Source organism: Phytoactinopolyspora limicola (assembly GCF_011320225.1).
Lineage (GTDB): Bacteria > Actinomycetota > Actinomycetes > Jiangellales > Jiangellaceae > Phytoactinopolyspora > Phytoactinopolyspora limicola.
The window spans coordinates 814,230-832,987 of the sequence record NZ_JAAOEN010000001.1 but is presented as its reverse complement, the minus strand read 5'-3'; the positions used below and the strand labels follow the sequence as shown (position 1 = coordinate 832,987).

20 protein-coding genes are annotated in these 18,758 nt (G+C 66.7%); 9 read left to right on the top strand and 11 right to left on the bottom strand.

The features are described from left to right. Window positions 1-98: 98 nt before the first annotated feature. The 3 genes from G8760_RS04070 to cysS form a co-directional block, all read right to left on the bottom strand. Window positions 99-1,247 (bottom strand): acyl-CoA dehydrogenase family protein, encoded by a 1,149-nt coding sequence (locus G8760_RS04070; protein ID WP_166346891.1) that lies wholly within the window; start codon window positions 1,245-1,247, stop codon window positions 99-101. Between the two features lie 238 nt (window positions 1,248-1,485). Next, window positions 1,486-2,451 (bottom strand): 23S rRNA (guanosine(2251)-2'-O)-methyltransferase RlmB, encoded by a 966-nt coding sequence (rlmB, locus tag G8760_RS04065; RefSeq protein ID WP_166346888.1) that lies wholly within the window; start codon window positions 2,449-2,451, stop codon window positions 1,486-1,488. Window positions 2,452-2,532: 81 nt separating this feature from the next. Then, window positions 2,533-3,969, bottom strand: a complete 1,437-nt coding sequence (gene cysS, locus G8760_RS04060) for a cysteine--tRNA ligase (protein WP_166346885.1) — start codon at window positions 3,967-3,969, stop codon at window positions 2,533-2,535. A gap of 69 nt (window positions 3,970-4,038) precedes the next feature. Between cysS and G8760_RS04055 the strand changes: the two genes are divergently transcribed. Further along, window positions 4,039-4,869 carry a phosphatase PAP2 family protein gene (locus G8760_RS04055; protein WP_166346882.1) on the top strand — a complete coding sequence of 277 codons (831 nt, stop codon included), beginning with the start codon at window positions 4,039-4,041 and terminating at the stop codon, window positions 4,867-4,869. Here G8760_RS04055 and ispF read toward each other — a convergent pair. The 3 genes from ispF to G8760_RS04040 all read right to left on the bottom strand — a co-directional run bounded on the left by ispF (window position 4,834) and on the right by G8760_RS04040 (window position 6,622). Continuing rightward, window positions 4,834-5,304 (bottom strand): 2-C-methyl-D-erythritol 2,4-cyclodiphosphate synthase, encoded by a 471-nt coding sequence (gene ispF, locus G8760_RS04050; RefSeq protein ID WP_166346879.1) that lies wholly within the window; start codon window positions 5,302-5,304, stop codon window positions 4,834-4,836. The two genes, G8760_RS04055 and ispF, sit on opposite strands and share 36 nt — an antisense overlap. After that, window positions 5,301-6,014 carry a 2-C-methyl-D-erythritol 4-phosphate cytidylyltransferase gene (gene ispD / locus G8760_RS04045; RefSeq protein ID WP_166346876.1) on the bottom strand — a complete coding sequence of 238 codons (714 nt, stop codon included), beginning with the start codon at window positions 6,012-6,014 and terminating at the stop codon, window positions 5,301-5,303. Before ispD ends, ispF begins: the two co-directional genes overlap by 4 nt. A gap of 125 nt (window positions 6,015-6,139) precedes the next feature. Beyond that, window positions 6,140-6,622, bottom strand: coding sequence for a CarD family transcriptional regulator (locus G8760_RS04040; protein ID WP_162450825.1), 483 nt, complete (start codon window positions 6,620-6,622; stop codon window positions 6,140-6,142). Between the two features lie 245 nt (window positions 6,623-6,867). Here G8760_RS04040 and G8760_RS04035 point away from each other — a divergent pair, with 245 nt between their 5' ends. Beyond that, entirely contained in the window at window positions 6,868-7,422 is a 555-nt protein-coding gene (locus G8760_RS04035; protein WP_166346873.1) for a hypothetical protein, read from the top strand. Between the two features lie 70 nt (window positions 7,423-7,492). Here the strand turns inward: G8760_RS04035 and G8760_RS04030 are convergent, their stop codons facing one another. Beyond that, the gene (locus tag G8760_RS04030) at window positions 7,493-8,173 is read right to left on the bottom strand and encodes a response regulator transcription factor (protein WP_166346870.1); all 681 of its coding nucleotides are present in this window, start codon (window positions 8,171-8,173) and stop codon (window positions 7,493-7,495) included. Continuing rightward, window positions 8,170-9,351 (bottom strand): ATP-binding protein, encoded by a 1,182-nt coding sequence (locus G8760_RS04025; protein WP_166346867.1) that lies wholly within the window; start codon window positions 9,349-9,351, stop codon window positions 8,170-8,172. The genes G8760_RS04030 and G8760_RS04025 overlap by 4 nt, the downstream gene beginning before the upstream one ends. A gap of 175 nt (window positions 9,352-9,526) precedes the next feature. Here G8760_RS04025 and phoU point away from each other — a divergent pair, with 175 nt between their 5' ends. Then, the gene (phoU, locus tag G8760_RS04020; protein WP_166346864.1) at window positions 9,527-10,168 is read left to right on the top strand and encodes a phosphate signaling complex protein PhoU; all 642 of its coding nucleotides are present in this window, start codon (window positions 9,527-9,529) and stop codon (window positions 10,166-10,168) included. 155 nt (window positions 10,169-10,323) lie between these two features. Here the strand turns inward: phoU and G8760_RS04015 are convergent, their stop codons facing one another. Next, complete coding sequence (locus G8760_RS04015) at window positions 10,324-11,502, bottom strand: L,D-transpeptidase family protein (protein ID WP_207781998.1); 1,179 nt, start codon at window positions 11,500-11,502, stop codon at window positions 10,324-10,326. 301 nt (window positions 11,503-11,803) lie between these two features. Between G8760_RS04015 and mshA the strand changes: the two genes are divergently transcribed. The 4 genes from mshA to G8760_RS03995 all read left to right on the top strand — a co-directional run bounded on the left by mshA (window position 11,804) and on the right by G8760_RS03995 (window position 15,045). Next, window positions 11,804-13,057 carry a D-inositol-3-phosphate glycosyltransferase gene (gene mshA, locus G8760_RS04010; protein WP_166348087.1) on the top strand — a complete coding sequence of 418 codons (1,254 nt, stop codon included), beginning with the start codon at window positions 11,804-11,806 and terminating at the stop codon, window positions 13,055-13,057. Then, window positions 13,054-13,533, top strand: a complete 480-nt coding sequence (locus tag G8760_RS04005) for a type III secretion system chaperone family protein (protein ID WP_166346861.1) — start codon at window positions 13,054-13,056, stop codon at window positions 13,531-13,533. Before mshA ends, G8760_RS04005 begins: the two co-directional genes overlap by 4 nt. A 9-nt stretch (window positions 13,534-13,542) precedes the next feature. Continuing rightward, on the top strand, window positions 13,543-14,289 hold the full coding sequence (locus G8760_RS04000) for a phosphoglyceromutase (RefSeq protein ID WP_166346858.1): 747 nt from the start codon (window positions 13,543-13,545) through the stop codon (window positions 14,287-14,289). Window positions 14,290-14,481: 192 nt separating this feature from the next. Further along, window positions 14,482-15,045, top strand: a complete 564-nt coding sequence (locus tag G8760_RS03995; RefSeq protein WP_166346855.1) for a Uma2 family endonuclease — start codon at window positions 14,482-14,484, stop codon at window positions 15,043-15,045. Between the two features lie 46 nt (window positions 15,046-15,091). On the opposite strand, the gene G8760_RS03990 is transcribed toward G8760_RS03995, so the two are convergent. Beyond that, a complete protein-coding gene (locus tag G8760_RS03990; protein ID WP_207781997.1) occupies window positions 15,092-15,781 on the bottom strand; it encodes a FadR/GntR family transcriptional regulator in 690 nt (229 codons plus the stop codon). A gap of 280 nt (window positions 15,782-16,061) precedes the next feature. On the opposite strand from G8760_RS03990, the gene G8760_RS03985 reads away from it, so the two are divergent. Together G8760_RS03985 and G8760_RS03980 are read left to right on the top strand one after the other, a co-directional pair. Beyond that, a complete protein-coding gene (locus G8760_RS03985) occupies window positions 16,062-17,273 on the top strand; it encodes an alpha-hydroxy acid oxidase (RefSeq protein WP_166346849.1) in 1,212 nt (403 codons plus the stop codon). A gap of 142 nt (window positions 17,274-17,415) precedes the next feature. Further along, window positions 17,416-18,264, top strand: coding sequence for a fumarylacetoacetate hydrolase family protein (locus G8760_RS03980; RefSeq protein ID WP_166346846.1), 849 nt, complete (start codon window positions 17,416-17,418; stop codon window positions 18,262-18,264). 138 nt (window positions 18,265-18,402) lie between these two features. On the opposite strand, the gene G8760_RS03975 is transcribed toward G8760_RS03980, so the two are convergent. Further along, a complete protein-coding gene (locus G8760_RS03975) occupies window positions 18,403-18,735 on the bottom strand; it encodes a histone-like nucleoid-structuring protein Lsr2 (RefSeq protein WP_166346843.1) in 333 nt (110 codons plus the stop codon). Window positions 18,736-18,758 lie beyond the last annotated feature (23 nt).

Sequence of the window (18,758 nt, the reverse complement as noted above, 5' to 3'; positions counted from 1 at the left end):
CCGCGGCGAGGTGTCCGGCCCTGTGGCGGCGTCGGCCGTGGCCACCGACCTGTCCGGCCTGACAACTCGCGAAATGCGGGGATGAGCAGGGAACCCGATCATTCGGAACGTTCGAGACTGCGGGCGATGACCAGGCGCTGGATCTGGTTGGTGCCCTCGAAGATCTGCATCACCTTGGCCTCCCGGAAATAACGCTCCACCGGGTAGTCGCGGGTATAGCCGGAACCACCGAGCACCTGCACCGCGTCAGTGGTGACCTTCATGGCCGCATCGGTGGCGATGAGTTTGGCGACGCTGGCCTGGTGGCGGTAACTCATACCCAGGTCACGCCGCTGAGCGGCGACGAGGTACGTCGCGCGGGACGCCTCCACCGCCGCGGCCATATCGGCCAGCAAGAAACCGAGCCCTTGGTGTGTGATGATCGGCTGGCCGAACTGCTCACGCTGCTTGGCATACGCCACGGCGACGTCGAGCGCCGACTGAGCCAGCCCGGTCGCACCAGCGGCCACACCCAACCGGCCGGAGTCGAGCGCCTGCAGCGCCAATCCGAATCCGGCGCCCTCGTCACCGATCCTGCGTTCGGCCGGCAGCCGCACGTCGTCGAAATGGACCAGCGTGGTAGGTGAGCCGGTGAAGCCCATCTTCTTCTCTGGTGTCCCGAACGACAATCCGGCGGCGTCGGCGGGCACCAGGAAACACGAGATGCCGCGTGGGCCGTCATCGGACGTACGAGCGAAGACGGTGTAGAAGTCGGCGAGCCCCCCATGGGTGATCCAGGCTTTGGTGCCCTTGAGCACGTAGTCGTCGCCTACTCGTACCGCCCGGGTGGACAGCGCCGCCGCGTCGGATCCGGCATGCGGCTCGGATAGGCAGTACGCCCCCAGGAGTTCGCCGCCGATCATGTCCGGCAACCAACGCTTGCGCTGTTCATCGGTGCCAACGGCAACAAGCGGCCAACACGACAACGTGTGCACGCTGACGCTGAGCCCCACCGTCGCCCATCGGGCCGCGAGCTCCTCGATCACCTGGAGGTAGACCTGGAACGGCTGCCCCCCACCGCCGAAGTCTTCGTCGTACGGCAAACCCAACACGCCAGAGCGGCCCAGCAGGCGCAGCAACTCACGTGGATACTCACCGCTGGACTCCGCGGCATCGGCACGCGGAGCGAGTTCGGCATCGGCGATGTCGCGGACCAAGGCGATCAGGTCACGCGACTCAGGTGTTGGCAGCAGGCGTTCTACCGGCACGTCGTTGTACCTCCACGGCTCGCGCCGGCCAGAGATCACCCCGCCGGCGTTGGTCGTCGTTGCGCCTGGCAGGTCGGCAGCAGGCGGTGACCCGAGTCACCGGCATGCCAGGGCAGCGACAGCATACCCCGTGATCGACAGACGTCAGCATTGCCGCTGGCCGACACCGCCGTGACCTGCTGCCCAACTACCGTGCGGCCACGGCCCGGTTCGGAGACCGGCGGGAGGTCAGCTGGCGTCACGACCGCGCGCGGGCGACCTCGTACAGAGCCACGCCAGCGGCGACGCCGGCATTCAGCGACTCCACCGCTCGCGCGATGGGGATCCGCACGACGAGGTCACATGCCTGAGCCACCACTCGCGACATCCCAGCCGCCTCCGAGCCGACTACCAGGCACAGAGGCTCGCTCAAGGTGGCCGCGTCGGTGAGCTCAACCTCACCGTCGCCGTCGAGACCAACAACGAACAGCCCGGAGTCTCGATACGCCCGCAACTGCCGGGCCAGGTTGGTGGCCCGCGCGACCGGCAACCGGGCGGCGGCACCGGCCGACGTCTTCCACGCACCTGCCGTCATACCCGCGCTACGCCGTTCGGGGACAACAACGCCGTGTGCGCCGAACGCGGCCGCGGACCGAACCACTGCGCCGAGATTACGGGGGTCGGTCACCCCGTCCAAGGCGACCACCAGAGGGGTCTCCCCGGCCTCGTATGCCGCTTCCGGCAAGTCGGCGGGATCGGCGTACTGATAAGGCGGCATAGTCAACGCGACGCCCTGGTGCACCGCACCAGCGGTGAGCCGATCGATCTCGGTGCGTGGCGCCTCCAGCAACGGCAGCCGCCGCTCGGTGGCGATGCGCAGGATTTCCCGGACCCGGGCGTCGCTGTCGATCCGTTCGGCGACGTAAAGCGCCCGCACCGGCACGTCGGCGCGCAGTGCCTCAACAACGGAGTTGCGACCCGCCACCGTCTCCGGAGCGCCAGGCCGGCCACGTTCGGTACCCGAGCGGCGAGCCCCGGAGGAGTCGGCGGCCCGCTGCTTTCTGGCGGCCTGCCGAGCGGCCGGATGGCCGGTACGGTCCTGCGCTCGCGGTGTTGGCCCCTTACCTTCGAGGCTGCGGCGGCGCTGGCCGCCGGAGCCCACCTGCATCCCCTTCTTGCTGCCGGGTTTGCGCATGGCGCCACGGCGACGCGAGTTACCAGGCATACGAGGGGTCCTAACGCTGTGGTGGTTATGGAACGGCTGGTTCGAGCCGATATTGACGCCGGTACCGGTGCTCGCCGGGCACTACGTGGTGTGGCTGTCGTCGGTGAGCTCCCACCTGGTGCCGGACGGTCCGTCTTCCACGACGATACCGATCTCGTTGAGCCGGTCGCGAATCGCGTCGGCTGTGGCGAAGTCACGGCGGGCCCGCGCTTCCTTCCGCTGATCGAGCAGCGTGCCAACAAGCCCGTCGACGACCTGCCGCAATCGCTGCCCGGCGCTGCCGACGGAGTCGAGACCCACCCACGGTTCGGCCAGTGGGTCGATTCCGAGCACACCAAGCATGGCACGGACATCCGCGAGGTTCGTGCGCAGCTCGGAGTGTTCGCGGGAAGCCAGGAACTGGTTGCCCTCCCGGACGGCGTCGAAGAGCACGGCTAGGGCCTGCGGCACGGAGAGGTCGTCGTCCATAGCCGCGGCGAAGGCCCGGGGAACATCCGGTGCCGGCGCTACCCCCGGTACTACCTCGGCGGCCCGAGTAACGTATCCCTCGAGCCGGCGGTACGCCGCGGCATCCGCGGCCATCGACTCCTCCGAGAAGTCGATGTGGCTCCGGTAGTGCGCGGCTAGCAGGTAGTACCGCAGTTCGACCGGCCGCACCCGGCGCACGACATCGGACACCAGCAACGAATTGCCCAACGACTTGCTCATTTTCTCGCCGGACAGGGTGACCCAGGCATTGTGCATCCAGAACCGGGCGAACCGCTGCCCGGCGGCCCGAGACTGGGCCAGTTCGTTCTCGTGATGGGGGAAGCGCAGGTCGATGCCACCGCCATGGATGTCGAACTCGTCACCCAGGTACTTTCCGGCCATAGCCGAGCACTCCAGATGCCACCCCGGCCGGCCGCGGCCGAATGGAGTCGGCCAGGACGCCGACTCCGGCTCACCGGGTTTGTGCCCCTTCCACAGCGCGAAGTCGCGGGGGTCGCGCTTGCACCGCGGGTCGGCGTCGGCCGCATGCTCCATCTCGTCGATCTTCTGCCCGGACAGCTGCCCGTAGGCCGGCCACGAACGGACATCGAAATAGACGTCGCCGGAGCCGTCCGTGGCTTGGTACGCGTGATCGCGCTTGACGAGTTCGTGCATCAGCTCGACCATCTCCGGGATGTGCCCGGTGGCGCGTGGCTGGTAGGTGGCCGGAATGCACCCGAGGATCTCATAGGCGGCATCGAGCGCACGTTCGTTCTCGTAGGCCCATGCCCACCACGTCCGGCCGGCGTCGGCCGACTTGTTCAGGATCTTGTCGTCGATGTCGGTGACGTTGGCGACGATGGTGACGTCGAGTCCGCCGTGCTCGAACCAACGCCGCAACACGTCGAACACGACCTCCTTGCGGATATGCCCGATATGCGGCGGACCCTGTACCGTCAGGCCACAATGGTAAATGCCCACGTGTCCGGCACGAACCGGGACGAAGTCACGGATCTCTCGGGTGGCTGTGTCGTACAGGCGGAAACTCACCGCACAAGGGTAGCTAGTCTGGGCCGTATCGGCACCGTCCCCAACCCCTAAGCCTGTGGAGCAGCATCAGTGTCCGACGTCGACCGGTCGCCTCCCGAGCACCGCGACCCCCTTCCGTCTGCCGCGGATGGGCCGGGCCAGGACACCACCGGTTCCAGGAACGCCGCCCCGGTCGGATGGTGGATCAGCGGCGCCGGGCGCTGGTGGCTGCTCCCGCTGATCTCCGGTCTTGCCACCGCTGCGCTCCTCGCCTTCCTCACCTGGCAGGTCGTGGTGCGTGGGCCACTGATCGCGTGGGATTGGCCGTTGCACGTCTACGTCGATGCCCGACAGCCGTCCGGTTTCCCCCGCGAGGTGCTCAACGGCATCGCCAGCCTCGGTGGCCAACGCCTCTACACCCTGCCCATCGTGGTTTCCGTCGGCGCGTGGGTGGCATGGAAGCAACGCAACATCCGCCCGCTGATCGCCATCGGTGCCGGACTGGCCACCGTCTTTTTCATCGGCTACTGGATCAAATTCAGTCTGGCCCGGACCGCCCCGCACACTGGTGTCGACATCCTGCACGGCGAGGGCCAGGCGTTCCCGTCCGGCCACACCGCGAACGCCACGTTGACGTGGATCCTGATCGTCGTCGTGTTGTTCGGCGCTCAGGGCTGGAAGCCCGACCAGCGGCGGTTGAGGTTCTGGGGCACAGTGGCCCTCACCGTCGTGTTCGTATCCGGCATGTTGATGACCCTGCTCGATTACCACTGGTTCAGTGACATCCCCGGTGGCTGGCTGTTGGGCGGGTTGGCACTGGCGGTGTCGCTGGCGGTGTTGCGGCTTCCAGTTCGCTGGCCGGTGCTGCGGTGGCCGGAGCGCAGCTCACCAGGTCACCAGGGCGACGGCGACCGCGGCTAACCCCTCGCCACGCCCGGTCAGACCGAGTCCATCCGTGGTAGTTGCGCTGACGCTGACCGGAGCACCCAACGCCTGGCTCAGCACCTCCTCCGCCTCGGCCCGCCGTGAACCGATCTTCGGGCGGTTGCCGATCACCTGGACCGACACGTTGCCGATGTGGCCCGACGCCTCCCCCACCAGCCGGGCGACCTCCGCAAGCAACGCAGTGCCCGACGCTCCCGCCCACTCCGGCCGGGCGGTGCCGAACACGGATCCCACATCGCCGAGACCCGCTGCGGCCAATACGGCGTCGCAAGCAGCGTGCGCGGCGACGTCACCGTCGGAGTGGCCCGCACAACCGGCGGGTTCGTCCGGCCAGTGAAGCCCGGCTACCCAGCATGGGCGGCCCCGCTCCAGCGGGTGGACGTCGGTACCGATCCCTACCCTGGTCGTCATCGATGCCCCTCATCGGCAGCCCGGGCGGCCAGCAACGCTTCGGCCAAGAGCAGGTCGAGCGGCCGGGTGACCTTGAAGGCGGATTCGTCGCCGGGAACGACGTACACGGGCTGTCCGAGCCGTTCTACCAGGCCGGCGTCGTCGGTGGCTTCGTCACCGGTCGCGGCATCATGGGCCCGCTGCAATAGGCCACGACGGAATCCCTGCGGAGTCTGCACCGCGCGGAGAACGGTGCGATCCGGGGTGTCGACGACTGACCCGCGTCGATCTACCTGTTTGAGGGTGTCGACCACCTCAAGGCCGGGAACAACCGCGGCCCGCCCGGCCTGCACGGCTGCGGCCACCTCCGCGAACAATCGCGGTGGTGCGAGGCAACGAGCGGCGTCGTGCACCAACACGACGTCGATGTCACTCGACATGGCGGTCAGCGCGGCGCGCACCGAACTTTGGCGAGACACCCCGCCATCGACGACGCGCACCAACACGTCGGCCGGGATTTCAGGCTGGACGAACTCAAGGACACGTGTGGCAAGGCCAGGCGGTGCAGCCACCACGATGGCCGACACCACGCCCGACTCGACGGCCGCACGCACCGCGTGGCTGAGCAACGTCTGGCCACCGACGGTGTACAGCGCCTTCGGCATACCAACACCCAGGCGCACGCCCATGCCAGCGGCCGGCACGATCAACCCGACCATGGCGTTCCGCATCTCCGCACGCTGCCCACCCTAGTGGGCCGCCGGGCCACCACGGCGGACAGGCACCTCCGACGCCACGAACCTGGCGAGCGCCGCCCACAGCCTCGGCTGAGGCGACGTCCGCCGGGAGCGGGCAATCAGCCGGCGAGAACCTCGTCGAGCAAAGTCTCGGCCTTGTCTTCGTTAGTGTGCTCGGCCAGCGCGAGCTCCGACACGAGAATCTGTCGAGCTTTGGCCAGCATGCGCTTCTCTCCAGCGGAGAGACCGCGGTCACGCTCACGACGCCACAGGTCACGGACGACCTCGGCAACCTTGATGACGTCACCGGAGGCCAACTTCTCAAGATTGGCCTTGTACCGGCGTGACCAGTTGGTAGGTTCTTCGGTGTGTGGAGCCCGTAGGACCGAGAAGACCCGGTCTAGGCCCTCCTGGTTGACCACGTCACGTACACCGACCAGGTCAACATTGTCCGCCGGGACCTTGACGGTCAGGTCACCTTGGGTGACCCTCAAGACGAGGTACTGGCGCTCTTCTCCTTTGATGACCCGGGACTCGATAGCTTCGATGAGCGCAGCCCCGTGGTGCGGGTAGACAACCGTCTCGCCGACCTTGAAAGTCATATGTTCCTGTCCCCTTTCCCATGACAAGGATACCACGACTCTTCAGCACTTCTAGAGCGTTTGTGCTGGTCAGGGGCAAAGCTGGGGCTTGACAATCGTCAAGCTACGTGCTCCCGGCTGGGGAAATGCCGCCTTCCGATGCTCGCGGACGGCCGAATCCGTCCCGCCGACCTGCTCGAATCGATGCCTCGGTACCCTTAACAACGGCAGACCGACCTTACCGCCCACCCTCGAGGAGTCATCCGGTGAAACCTGCTGTCCGCCGCGGCGTCCTGGTCAGTATCCCGGCCCTGGCGTTCCTCATCGGAGGATGCAGCGTCCACGAGCAGACCCAGGGCTGGCACCCACGCTACGACGGCGTCACCGGCGAGGCCGGCGACATCGGCTTGCGCAACGTCGTGGTGGTGGTGTCCGACGACTCCCGCGCCACCGTACTCTCGTCGTTCGCCAACCGCGGTGCGGCCGATGAGCTTCTCGAGGTCCGAGTCGGCGAGGTCACGGCCGTCCCGCCGAGCGGCTCCCTGGAGATTCCCGACACCGGCTATGCCGCCCTCGAACCAGGCCCCACGCAGATCGAGTTCGACGGCGTCGACGTCGGGCCGGGGCGGATCACCGAGGTCGAGTTTCAGTTCGCCAACGCACCCAGGGTCACCCTCGACGCAGTCGTCAAAGGAGCGGACGGCCGCTACGCCCACGTCGAATTCTCCGAGAACGTCGAAGCCGACGGAGCACCGCTAAACGGTGCCGACGACCCCGGCGACGACGACCCCGGCGACGACGATTCCGCGGACGAGGACTGACCCACCCGGACGACGGCCGAGCCGGCTGGCCCCGACCGCGGACGTCGCCTAGGCCGGCGACGTCCGCGGGTCAGGCCTCCAGCTTGTAGCCGAGCCCGCGCACGGTCAGCAAATATGTCGGCGTGGTGGGATCCGGCTCTATCTTCGCCCGCAGCCGCTTCACATGGACGTCGAGCGTCTTCGTGTCGCCCACATAGTCGGCGCCCCAGATGCGGTCGATCAGCTGGGCCCGAGTCAGCACCCGGCCGGCATTGCGCAGGAGGAGCTCCAGTAGCTCGAACTCCTTAAGCGGCAGCCGGACCGATTCTCCGCCGACGGATACGACGTGCCGCTCGACGTCCATCCGCACCGGACCCGCCTCGAGGATGGCCGGACTGACCTCGGTCGGCTCGGCCCCCCTACGCAGGACAGCCCGGATCCGCGCCACCAGCTCGCGCGACGAGAAGGGCTTGGTCACGTAGTCGTCGGCGCCGAGTTCAAGGCCGACCACCTTGTCCACCTCGGAGTCCTTGGCGGTCAACATGATCACCGGCACACCGGAACGCTGCCTCAACTGCCGGCATACCTCCGTCCCAGACAATCCCGGCAGCATGAGGTCGAGCAGGACGAGGTCGGCCCCAGCCCGGTCGAACTCCTCGAGCGCGGCATCGCCGGTGGCCGCGACGGCCACCTCGAACCCTTCCTTCTTCAGCATGTACGACAGTGCATCGCTGAAGGACTCTTCGTCCTCGACGACCAGCACTCGGGTCACGGTGCCTCCCTAGCAACGTGCGCGACGACCTCGGACGGTTGCCCAGGCCGATACGGGTGGAGCGGAAGCCGCAGGGTGAAGGTGGATCCGGCGCCTTGTACGCTCCACACGTTGACGTCGCCGCCATGGCTGGCGGCGATATGTTTAACGATCGACAGCCCCAGCCCAGTACCGCCAGTCTTGCGGGACCGGGCCGGATCGACGCGGTAGAAACGCTCGAAGATGCGGTCGAGTTCGGTTTCGGCAATGCCGTGGCCCTGGTCGGTGACCCCGATCTCGACCACATCGTCCCGACAGGTGACGGCCACGGTGACGCGGGTTCCTTCCGGGCTGTAGCTGACGGCGTTCTCCACCAAGTTGCCCACCGCGATGATCAGCTGTTTCTCGTTGCCCAGCACCTGTAGCCCGTTCGCGCCGCCGGAGACTAGTTGAACCTTGCGGTTCTCGGCGTCGACCCGGCTGCGATCGACCGCCGCGGCCACGACGTTGTCGACCTCGACGGGGTCCGGCGAATCCACGGGGTCGTCGTACTGGAGCCGGGACAGGTCGATGATCTCCTCCACCAGCCGCGCGAGCCGGGCGCCCTCGCGCTGCATCCGGGTGGCGAAACGCTGCACCGCTTCGGGGTCGTCGCTCGCGTCCTGGACCGCCTCCGCCAGCAGCATCATGGCACCGACGGGCGTCTTGAGTTCATGGGACACGTTCGCCACGAAGTCTCGTCGTACCTCGTCGACCCGGATCTGGTGCGTACGGTCTTCCACCAGTGCCAGCAACAGGCGGTCACCCAGCGGCGCGACCCGAGCGGACACATGCAACGTTTGAGTGCTGTCCCGTGACCTCGGTACTTCAAGCTGTAGCTCCCGGATCTGCCCGTCGCGGCGGACCTTCTCGGCCAGCTTCGACAATTCGGGCACCGCGATTCGGTCCTGGCGCACCAAGCCGAACGCATAGGCGGAGGGGCTGGCTTTGACGACGCTGGCATGTTCGTCGAGCACGATGGCGCTCGAACGCAGCACAGCGACCACCTCAGCTGCGCCCTCGGGGATCGGTGAGGCACCCGACGGTGGTGTGGGAGTGGGCCTGCGGCCGCGGGACAAGACCCGCCAGCCGACCGCGAGGCCTACAGCGAAGCCGACGACGGCAGCCAGGACTCCAACGATGATGGCGTCCACATTCATCGATAGTACGGGGATCTGCGGCTCACGCAGCACAAAACGCCACTACGACGCGGTTTGGCCGACGATGTTCACCGGTATTTCGCAGCTGATTCACCTTGTGCCGCTCGCCGTCTACCCGTGCGACCTACTCTGTGCTCGAAGTTACGACCACCGACAACGACGGGAACGACGACACATGCGCGAGGCCTACCGCGAACAGCTCGACGCCGTAACCGGCCGGTTGATCGGCATGACGCGCAAGGCGAACGAACAGATGCGCTGGGCGTCCACGGCACTGCTGGAAGCCGAGCTGGCCTTGGCCGAGAAGGTCGTCGCCGCCGATCCGGCGATCAACCGCGACCAGCTGGAGATCGACGAGCACGTGATCGAGCTGATGGCGACCCAGAATCCCGTGGCCAGCGATCTCAGATTCGCCACCTCAGCGCTCCGGATCACCGCCGACGTCGAACGGATGGGCGACCTGACGGTCCACATCGCGAAGATCGCCCGTATGCGTTACCCCGACCACGCCATCCCCGCGGAACTACGCAGCACGTTCGCCGCCATGGGTGAGACCGCGGTCCGGATGGTCGACAAAGCCGGGCAGGTCCTTCGGACCCACGATCTCAAGGTCGCCGCCGAACTTGCCCGCGACGACAATGAGATGGACCAGCTGCACCGTTCTCTCTTCCTCGTGCTGTTGGACGATGACTGGAGTCGCGGCGTGGAGGCGGCTGTCGACATCGCACTGCTGGGGCGCTATTACGAACGGTTCGCCGACCACACCGTCGAGATCGCGGCCAACGTGCGCTACCTGGTCACCGGCGAGATCCGCTGACCCTCGGCCCCTTTCGTTCACCCTCACCCCCGGTGATCGTTGCCGGATTTCTGCCCTCACCCCCGGTGATCGTTGCCGGCTTCGTGTCGCAATAGCGACGCGATCTGGGGTTTGATCACCGGGGGTGAGGGCAGAAATCCGGCAACGATCACCGGCTAGGAGTGGTAGACGATCACCTTGTCGCCGACCTTCACCTGGTCGAACAGCGACGCGATCGCGCCCTTGTCCCGGACGTTGACGCAGCCGTGCGACGCGCCGTTGTACCCGTTCTGGGCGAAGTCGGGTGAGTAGTGGACCGCCTGACCACCGCTGAAGAACATCGCGTAGGGCATCGGGGTGTCGTAGAGGGATGACACGTGATCACGTGACTTCCAGCCGACCTTGAAGGCGCCCTCACGGGTCGGTGTCAGCTCCGACCCGAACCGTACGTCGAGTGTGGTCTTCACCTGTCCGTCCACCACCCAGCGCAGGCTCCGGGACGTCTTGTCGATACACAGCGCACGACCGGTGGTGCAGCGCGGGTCGAGCCCGGCCACCGGTGTGGTGGTGGTGTCGTCGGGCTCATCCTCGTCCGGCTCGCGATTGTGCAGCTCGTCCTCGGTGGGTTTGCGGGTCATCGCGGCCAGCCGGTCCCACGTGTCTTGGTCCACCGCGCCGGTCTCCGGCAGCTCCCGCTTCACCTGGAAGCCGGCCACCGCGACCCGCGTGACGTCGCCGTAGTTGGGCGTGACCTCACCGGTGAACCATCCGATCTGCTTCAGACGGGCCTGGAGCTCACGAACGCGGTCACCGGAGTCGCCGGGGCTCAGGATCGGTGGGCCGGCGACGATCCGGTTGTGCAATTCGTCGTCGGTGGGTTTGCGGGTCATCGCCACCAGCCGGTCCCACGTGTCCTCGTCGACCACGCCGGTCTCCGGCAGCTCCCGCTTCACCTGGAAGCCAGCGACCGAGGCCGTCGTAATGTCGTCGTACTCACCTGAAATGTCCGGCTCGTACCATCGCAGTTGCTTCAGGCGGGCCTGGAGTTCGCGGATGTCGTCACCGGTGTCACCAGCGTCGAACAACGGCTCAGGCTCGGGCGGCTCGGTCTCCTCCGGCTCGGGGGTCGTGGTGGGGGCGGGCGTGACGGTAGGCGTCGACGAGGGCGCCAGGGTCGGAGCCTCGGCGAGTTCCTCGGAACGCTGTGTCGGCGATGCGCTCGCCGGGTCGGCGGATGTCGTGGCAGCAGCGGAATCGTCGGAGAGCAGCTGGCCGATTCCGTAGGCTCCCCCCGTGCCCACGGCCACCACCAGCACGGCAGCCCCCACGATCTTCGCGATTCTTCTGTTGCGCACGACACGTTCCTCTCCGGCTCGATGCGGCTACTGTCGACGCCGCCCCCACCCGACATGACGCACATCGTGCCGGGCCGGTTGCACATCTCGCACTGTGACGTTGATTACGAATCGGTCACAGAACTGTGGCTCGCACCGCTACACCCCTCATAACGAACGCTGACGATACCGGCCGGGTGGGCGGAAGAGACAGGGGCCGCGCGGTGTTGTAGCTGGGGTGTGACGTACGAGACGGCCAACGGACAGGAGTAGCACCGACGTGACCGACCGCCGCCGCGCTACCCCGCTCCGACGGGTTGCCATGCTCAGCGTTCACACGTCCCCCCTTGACCAACCAGGCTCCGGCGACGCCGGCGGCATGAACGTGTACATCGTCCAACTGGCCAGAGAGATCGCCGCAGCGGGCGTCGAAGTCGAGATCTTCACTCGGGCCACATCGTCCGAGCTCCCGCCGGTGGCCCCGGCAGCGCCGGGGGTCACGGTCCACCACGTCCCCGCCGGCCCATACGAGCCGTTGCCGAAGAGTCACCTCCCGGCCCAGATGTGCGCACTCACCACCGGAGTGCTCCGCGCCGAAGCTGCCCGCCAGCCCGGCTGGTACGACGTCGTGCACTCCCACTACTGGCTGTCCGGGCAGGTCGGGAGGGTGGTGGCCGATCGCTGGGGAGTCCCTTTAGTGCACTCCATGCACACCATGGCCAAGATCAAGAACCGGGCGCTCGCCGCTGGCGACCGGCCCGAGCCACCACCCCGCGAGCGCGGCGAAGAACAGATCGTCCGCGCGGCGCACCGGCTGATCGCCAACACCGACGACGAGGCAGTGCAGCTGGTTCGGCTGTACGGCGCCACTCCGGAGCGGGTCGAAACGGTGTGGCCCGGCGTCGACCTGACTCTTTTCACGCCGGGCCTTCGGGCTGCGGCGCGGCGGCGGCTCGGATTGGACCCGGCTGCCGCCGTCTTGCTCTTCGCCGGCCGGATCCAACCCCTCAAGGCCCCGGACATCCTGGTTCGCACCGCCGCCCGGCTGGTGGCGGCCGAACCGACCCTGCGCCGCCGCCTGGTAGTACCTATCGTCGGCGGGTTGTCGGGAACCGGCACCGAACACCCTGACAGCGTCATTCGGCTGGCCGAGTCGCTCGACGTCGCCGACATCGTCCGGCTACACCCACCGGTCCCGCAGGCCACCCTCGCGGATTGGTATCGGGCCAGCGATCTCACGGTGGTGCCGTCGTACAACGAATCGTTCGGCCTGGTGGCCTTAGAATCGCAGGCCTGCGGCACACCCGTCGTCGCCTCGGCGATCGGCGGGCTCAGAACGGCGGTCCACGACGGACACTCCGGGGTCCTCGTCACCGGCCATGACCCCGCGAGGTGGGCGCATGCCATCGGCGCGCTCCTCGACGACCAACCCCGCCTGGATCAACTGCGCACCGGTGCCTTACGGCACGCCGCCCAGTTCGGTTGGGCGGCGACGGCGGCCCGTACCCTCGAGATCTACACCGACACCCGGGACCGGCACCGGGCCGAACTCCTCGAGGCGGTGCGCTGCTCGTGAAACCAACCGACATCATCCGCGATTACCTCACCACGTCGGAGTTGACCTGGGACGAACCCACCCCCGGATCCTTCTCCGTAGAACTACCTGGTGAACGCAAGCTCACCACCGCCTGTAGCCTCGCGGTCCGCGACCACAGCGTGGTGATCAACGCGTTCGTCGCCCGCTGCCCGGACGAGAACCACGGCGATGTCCACCGTTGGCTGCTGGAACGCAACGCACGCCTGCCGGGGGTGGCGTTCGCCGTCGACCGTGCCGGCGACATCTATCTGGTCGGGCGCATACCCCTAGCGGCGGTCAGCCACGAACACGTCGACCAACTACTGGGCGCCATCCTGACCACCGCCGACTCAGCCTTCAACACCATCTTGGAGTTGGGTTTCGCCACGTCCATCCGGCGCGAATGGGAGTGGCGACTAGCCCGGGGCGAGTCCACTCGCAACCTCGCCGCGTTCGAGCATCTGCGGCCGCGTTAGGCTCCAAGCATGACCTACCGTCTGGTGTTGCTCCGGCATGGCGAGAGCGAGTGGAACGCGAAGAATCTCTTCACCGGTTGGGTGGACGTCGACCTGACCAATACCGGTGAGGCCGAAGCCCGCCGGGGCGGTGAGCTGCTGTCCGAGCGCGGCGTCCTACCCGACGTCGTCCACACCAGCGTGCTGCGCCGCGCCACCCGCACCGCGAACATCACCCTCGACGTCGCCGACCGGCACTGGATCCCGGTCCGCCGGTCGTGGCGGCTCAACGAACGTCACTACGGCGCACTGCAGGGTAAAGACAAGAAGCAGACGCTCGACGAGTTCGGCGAAGAACAATTCATGCTGTGGCGACGCTCCTACGACACCCCGCCACCACCCATCGCCGACGACGACGAATTCTCGCAAAGTGGCGACCCCCGGTACGCGGATCTGCCGCCAGAGTTGTTGCCGCGCACCGAGTGCTTGAAGGACGTCCTGGGCCGGTTCCTGCCGTACTGGTACGACGCCATCGTGCCGGATCTGCGCGGCGGACAGACGGTTGCTGTCGTGGCCCACGGCAATTCGCTGCGGGCACTCGTGAAACACCTCGACGGGATCTCCGACGACGACATCGCCGGCCTGAATATCCCTACCGGTGTGCCGCTTCTGTACCACCTCGACGAGGCGATGCGCCCCGTCGCACGTGGTGGCGAGTACCTGGATCCGGACGCCGCGGCGGCAGCCATCGAAGCGGTCAAGAACCAGGGCCGCTGACCAAGAAGCAGCGCAGCCAACCCGAAGCGCGGACACACCAGCCCACTCGCCCCGCCTGCCCCCCTGCTCGCCGAGTTGTCCGGCCTGACAACCGGTCGGGCAGGGGGTTGGGCAGGGGGTTGGGCAGGAGGCTGGCGGCACGATCGGCGTGATGCGAAACTGACATCAGGCTGGAGGGACGTGGTGGTCGAGATGACAGCTCCAGAGATTCCCGTTGACCGGAACGAGCCTTGGACCTTCGACGATCTCCGGAAAATCCCCGACTCCAGCTGGCGCTTCGAGATCATCGAGGGCGGCTTGTACATGACGCCGCCACCGGGGTTGTGGCACCAGACCGTCTGCTCCAGCCTCGAACGTGTCATCGCCGCGGCTATCGGCCCCACCAGTCACGTCCTGGGACCGGTGGCGGTCGATATCCACCCGACATACCTGGTGCCCGATCTGTCGGTAGCCTCTGCCCGTGCTGCCCGGGCCGATCCTGACCGCGTGCCCGCCTCCGAGTTGAGCCTCGTCGTCGAGGTGGTCTCGGCCGGATCGATGGCACTCGACCGGTTGCTGAAGCCCGCCAAGTACGCTGCCGCGGGAATTCCGGCGTTCTGGCTGGTAGAGACCGAACCACGAGCCAGCCTCACCGCCTTCACGCTTACTGACGACGCTACTGTCTACACCGAGGTCGGCACCTGGATGGTGGGTGAGGTGGCGCACCTGACCGAACCGTTCCAGGTCGACATCCCCATCTCCGATCTCGAAGGCTGAGCAGTCGGCCGGCGTTGCCTCGTCAAGGGAGCTTCAAACCCCGCCCTCAGGCCAGCCGGGTGGCCCGATAGAAGCCGTCGATGTGGTCGGTGACCAGCTTTGCCGCGACCTCACCCTGCCCGCCACGCACCGCGTCCAGGACGGCGCGGTGTTCGCGCCGCAACTGGGCCGCGATGTCCGGCCAGTTGTCGACCATCGGCACGGCCGCCATCACATAACCATGGATCGCCTCCCGCAGGGCGGCCATGATGGTGGAGACCAACAGGTTTCCGGCCCCCCTGCACAGCGCCACATGGAACTCCGCATCGAGGATGTGAAACCGTTCCGGACCTAATGCGGGGTCGTCCATGGCGTCCAGCAACCGGGCGGCGGCATCCAAGGCGGCGTCGTCCATCACCGTCGCGGCCTCCGCCACCGCCCAGGACTCCAGCAGGATCCGGGTCTGCACGATGTCGGAGATCGGCAGATGACTCGTCGCCAGGTGGAGACGGAGGGTGGATGTCAGTGGGGAGTGTGGTTCGGCGACGACGACCGCTCCAGCGTCGGGCCCGGACCCGGCCGATGTACGAATGACCCCCATCACCTCGAGTACCCGGATAGCCTCCCGGACCGAGGTTCGGCTCACCCTCAGCCGATCCGCCACCACGCGCTCGCCGGGCAGCCGATCGCCGATGGCCAGCCGACCCTCCGCGATCTCGCCTTCGATCCATTCCAGGACGAGTTCGTACGCCTTCACCATCGCAGCGTACGACGGTCGGCTTGGTGTGGTCCAACCACACCACCTACTGTGGTAGGACCACAGCGCCACGCCAGCCAGATCACAACCCCAGCTAGTGTGTCGCGCCGGAGATCCGCGTCTGAAGTTGGTGGTCAGGTGGATGCATCGCAAGGCGCCGGAGGAGGTCGATGTGGTGCATCGATCGACGACGGCAACGCAGCGAGGCGCCGCCTGGGCACTAAATTCAGACGCACGGATTTCCGGCGCGACACACTAGCACCGTCCCCGCGGAGTATCGATGACACGACGACAGCTGCCCCGATGGGCCGACCTCAAGCCGCTCCTGCGCCCCCAACCCGTAACCATGAACGCCACCGACCGCCGGCTCGAGAAGGCGCTGACGATTGCCGACCTACGCCGGATCGCCCGCCGCCGGACACCACGTTCGGTTTTCGACTACACCGACGGAGCCGCTGAAGCGGAGGTCAGCCTCCGCCGCGCCCGAGAGTTGTTCCGCCGAGTGGAGTTTCGACCCTCAGTCCTGCGCGACGTCTCCACGGTCGACACATCGACGACGCTGCTCGGTCAGCCCAGCGCCCAGCCGTTTACCTTCGCTCCCACCGGCTTCACCCGGATGATGAACCACGAGGGCGAGCGTGCGGTGGTGCGGGTCGCGCAACAGGTCGGCATTCCGTACGCCCTCTCAACCATGGGAACCACGTCGATCGAGGACGTCGCTGCCGCGGCACCGGAAGCCCGCCGTTGGTTTCAGCTCTACGTGTGGAAAGACCGGGCCGCCGGCGAAGATCTCGTCCGCCGGGCCTCCGCGGCCGGCTACGAGGCGCTGATGCTGACCGTCGACGTTCCGGTGGCCGGAGCCCGGTTGCGCGACGTTCGCAACGGGTTCACCCTTCCACCCTCACTCACCGCGAAAACGGTCGCCAACGCGGCGATGCACCCGAGCTGGTGGATCAACCTGCTTACAACCGAACCCCTCAGGTTCGCTTCCCTGTCCGAGTGGCACGGAACCGTCGCGGAACTACTCAACACACTCTTCGACCCAACCATGACCATCGACGATCTCGCCTGGCTGCGCTCGATCTGGACTGGTCCGTTGATCGTCAAAGGCATCCAGACGGTCGACGACGCGCTCCGCGTAGTCGACGCGGGCGCCGATGCGATCGTCCTGTCGAACCACGGCGGCCGCCAGCTCGACCGAGCACCCACTCCGCTGCGGATCCTGCCCGACGTCGTCGCGGCGGTGAACGGACGTGCCGAGATCTACCTCGATACCGGAATCCTGAGTGGTGCCGACATCGTGGCAGCCGTGGCGCTCGGAGCCGACGCGTGTTTGGTCGGCCGGGCCTACCTCTATGGCTTGATGGCCGGCGGCGAGCGTGGGGTCGCCAGAGCCGCCGAGATACTGACCACGGAGGTGCGTCGAACTATGCAGTTGCTCGGTGTCGGGTCGGTCGATGAGCTCACTCCGGAGCACGTTCACATTCTTTGACCGCCGATCGATCTCCGGCTTTGCGTTCACCTGCCGACATTCATTGATAGATCACCCATCTCGCCTATTGACCACTACTTCGGTTTCGTCGACCAAACTGACAGAATCGTCCCACGAGATCCCTATTACAGGAGAGATAAGCATGCAGCTGTTACGCCTCGGGCAACCAGGTGCCGAACGTCCTGCAATCCGTGTCGACGACACAACGTTCGATCTCGGAAATATCACACCGGACATTGACGGTGCTTTCCTCGCCGCGGACGGAATCGCACGAGCCCGGGCGGCAGCCGAGGCGGGGGAACTCGTCGCCATTGACCCTGAGGGACAACGTGTCGGAGCACCGATCGCCCGCCCCGGAAAGGTCGTCTGCATTGGCCTCAACTACAGTGATCATGCCGCCGAGAGCGGTATGAAGATACCGGACGAACCGGTCATCTTCATGAAGGCCCCGAATACTGTGGTCGGGCCATACGACGACGTACTCATCCCACGTGGCAGCACGAAGACCGACTGGGAAATCGAGCTCGGTATCGTCGTCGGCAAGCCGGCCCGTTATCTCGACTCTCCGGAATCCGCGCTCGAGGTGATCGCGGGCTACGCGGTCTCACACGACGTGTCTGAACGCGAGTTCCAACTCGAACGTGGCGGACAGTGGGACAAGGGCAAGTCCTGTGAGACATTCAACCCGCTAGGCCCGTGGCTCGTACCGGCGCCGGACGTTCCGCAGGCAGAGAAACTCGAACTCCGGCTCTGGGTCAACGGCGAACTGCGCCAGGACGGCAACACGTCGAACCTGATATTCGGCATCGGGCACATCATCTGGTATCTCAGCCAGTTCATGGTCTTGGAGCCCGGCGACCTCGTGAACACGGGCACGCCGGCGGGGGTGGCGCTGGGAATCGCCGGCCAGCCGTACCTCCGGGCCGGCGACGTCGTCGAACTGGAAATCAACGGGCTGGGCCGACAGCGGCAGGTCATGGCTCAGGCCTGAGCACACCGCACGTTATTCTTCCGTTCTTGGCCGGGCGGCACAAACAACCACACCGCCGGGCCCACGACATACGACGAGGGCTCCCATGCAAGTGCATGGGAGCCCTCGGGCGTCGGCGTTACCGCCGCTGGTCGACGCTTATCGACTCGCCTCGTACTTCTCGAGGATCTCGGCGGGAATACGCCCCCGGTCCGAGACCTTCAGGCCTTGCGACCGGGCCCAATCGCGCACAGCCGCGGTGTCGGTAGCACCGCCACGCGCGCCCCCAGCCCGCGCTTTACCGCGGGCCCGCTTGGTGCCGGCTCTACGTGCTGACGCCACATAAGGCGCTAGAACGTCACGCAGCTTTGCGGCGTTCTTCTTAGACAGGTCGATCTCGTAGGTCGATCCGTCCAGGCCGAAGTTGATGGTTTCATCTGCCTCGCCGCCATCAAGGTCGTCGAGAAGAATGACTTGAACCTTCTGGGCCATCTGTAGATCCCCTCGTATGTATG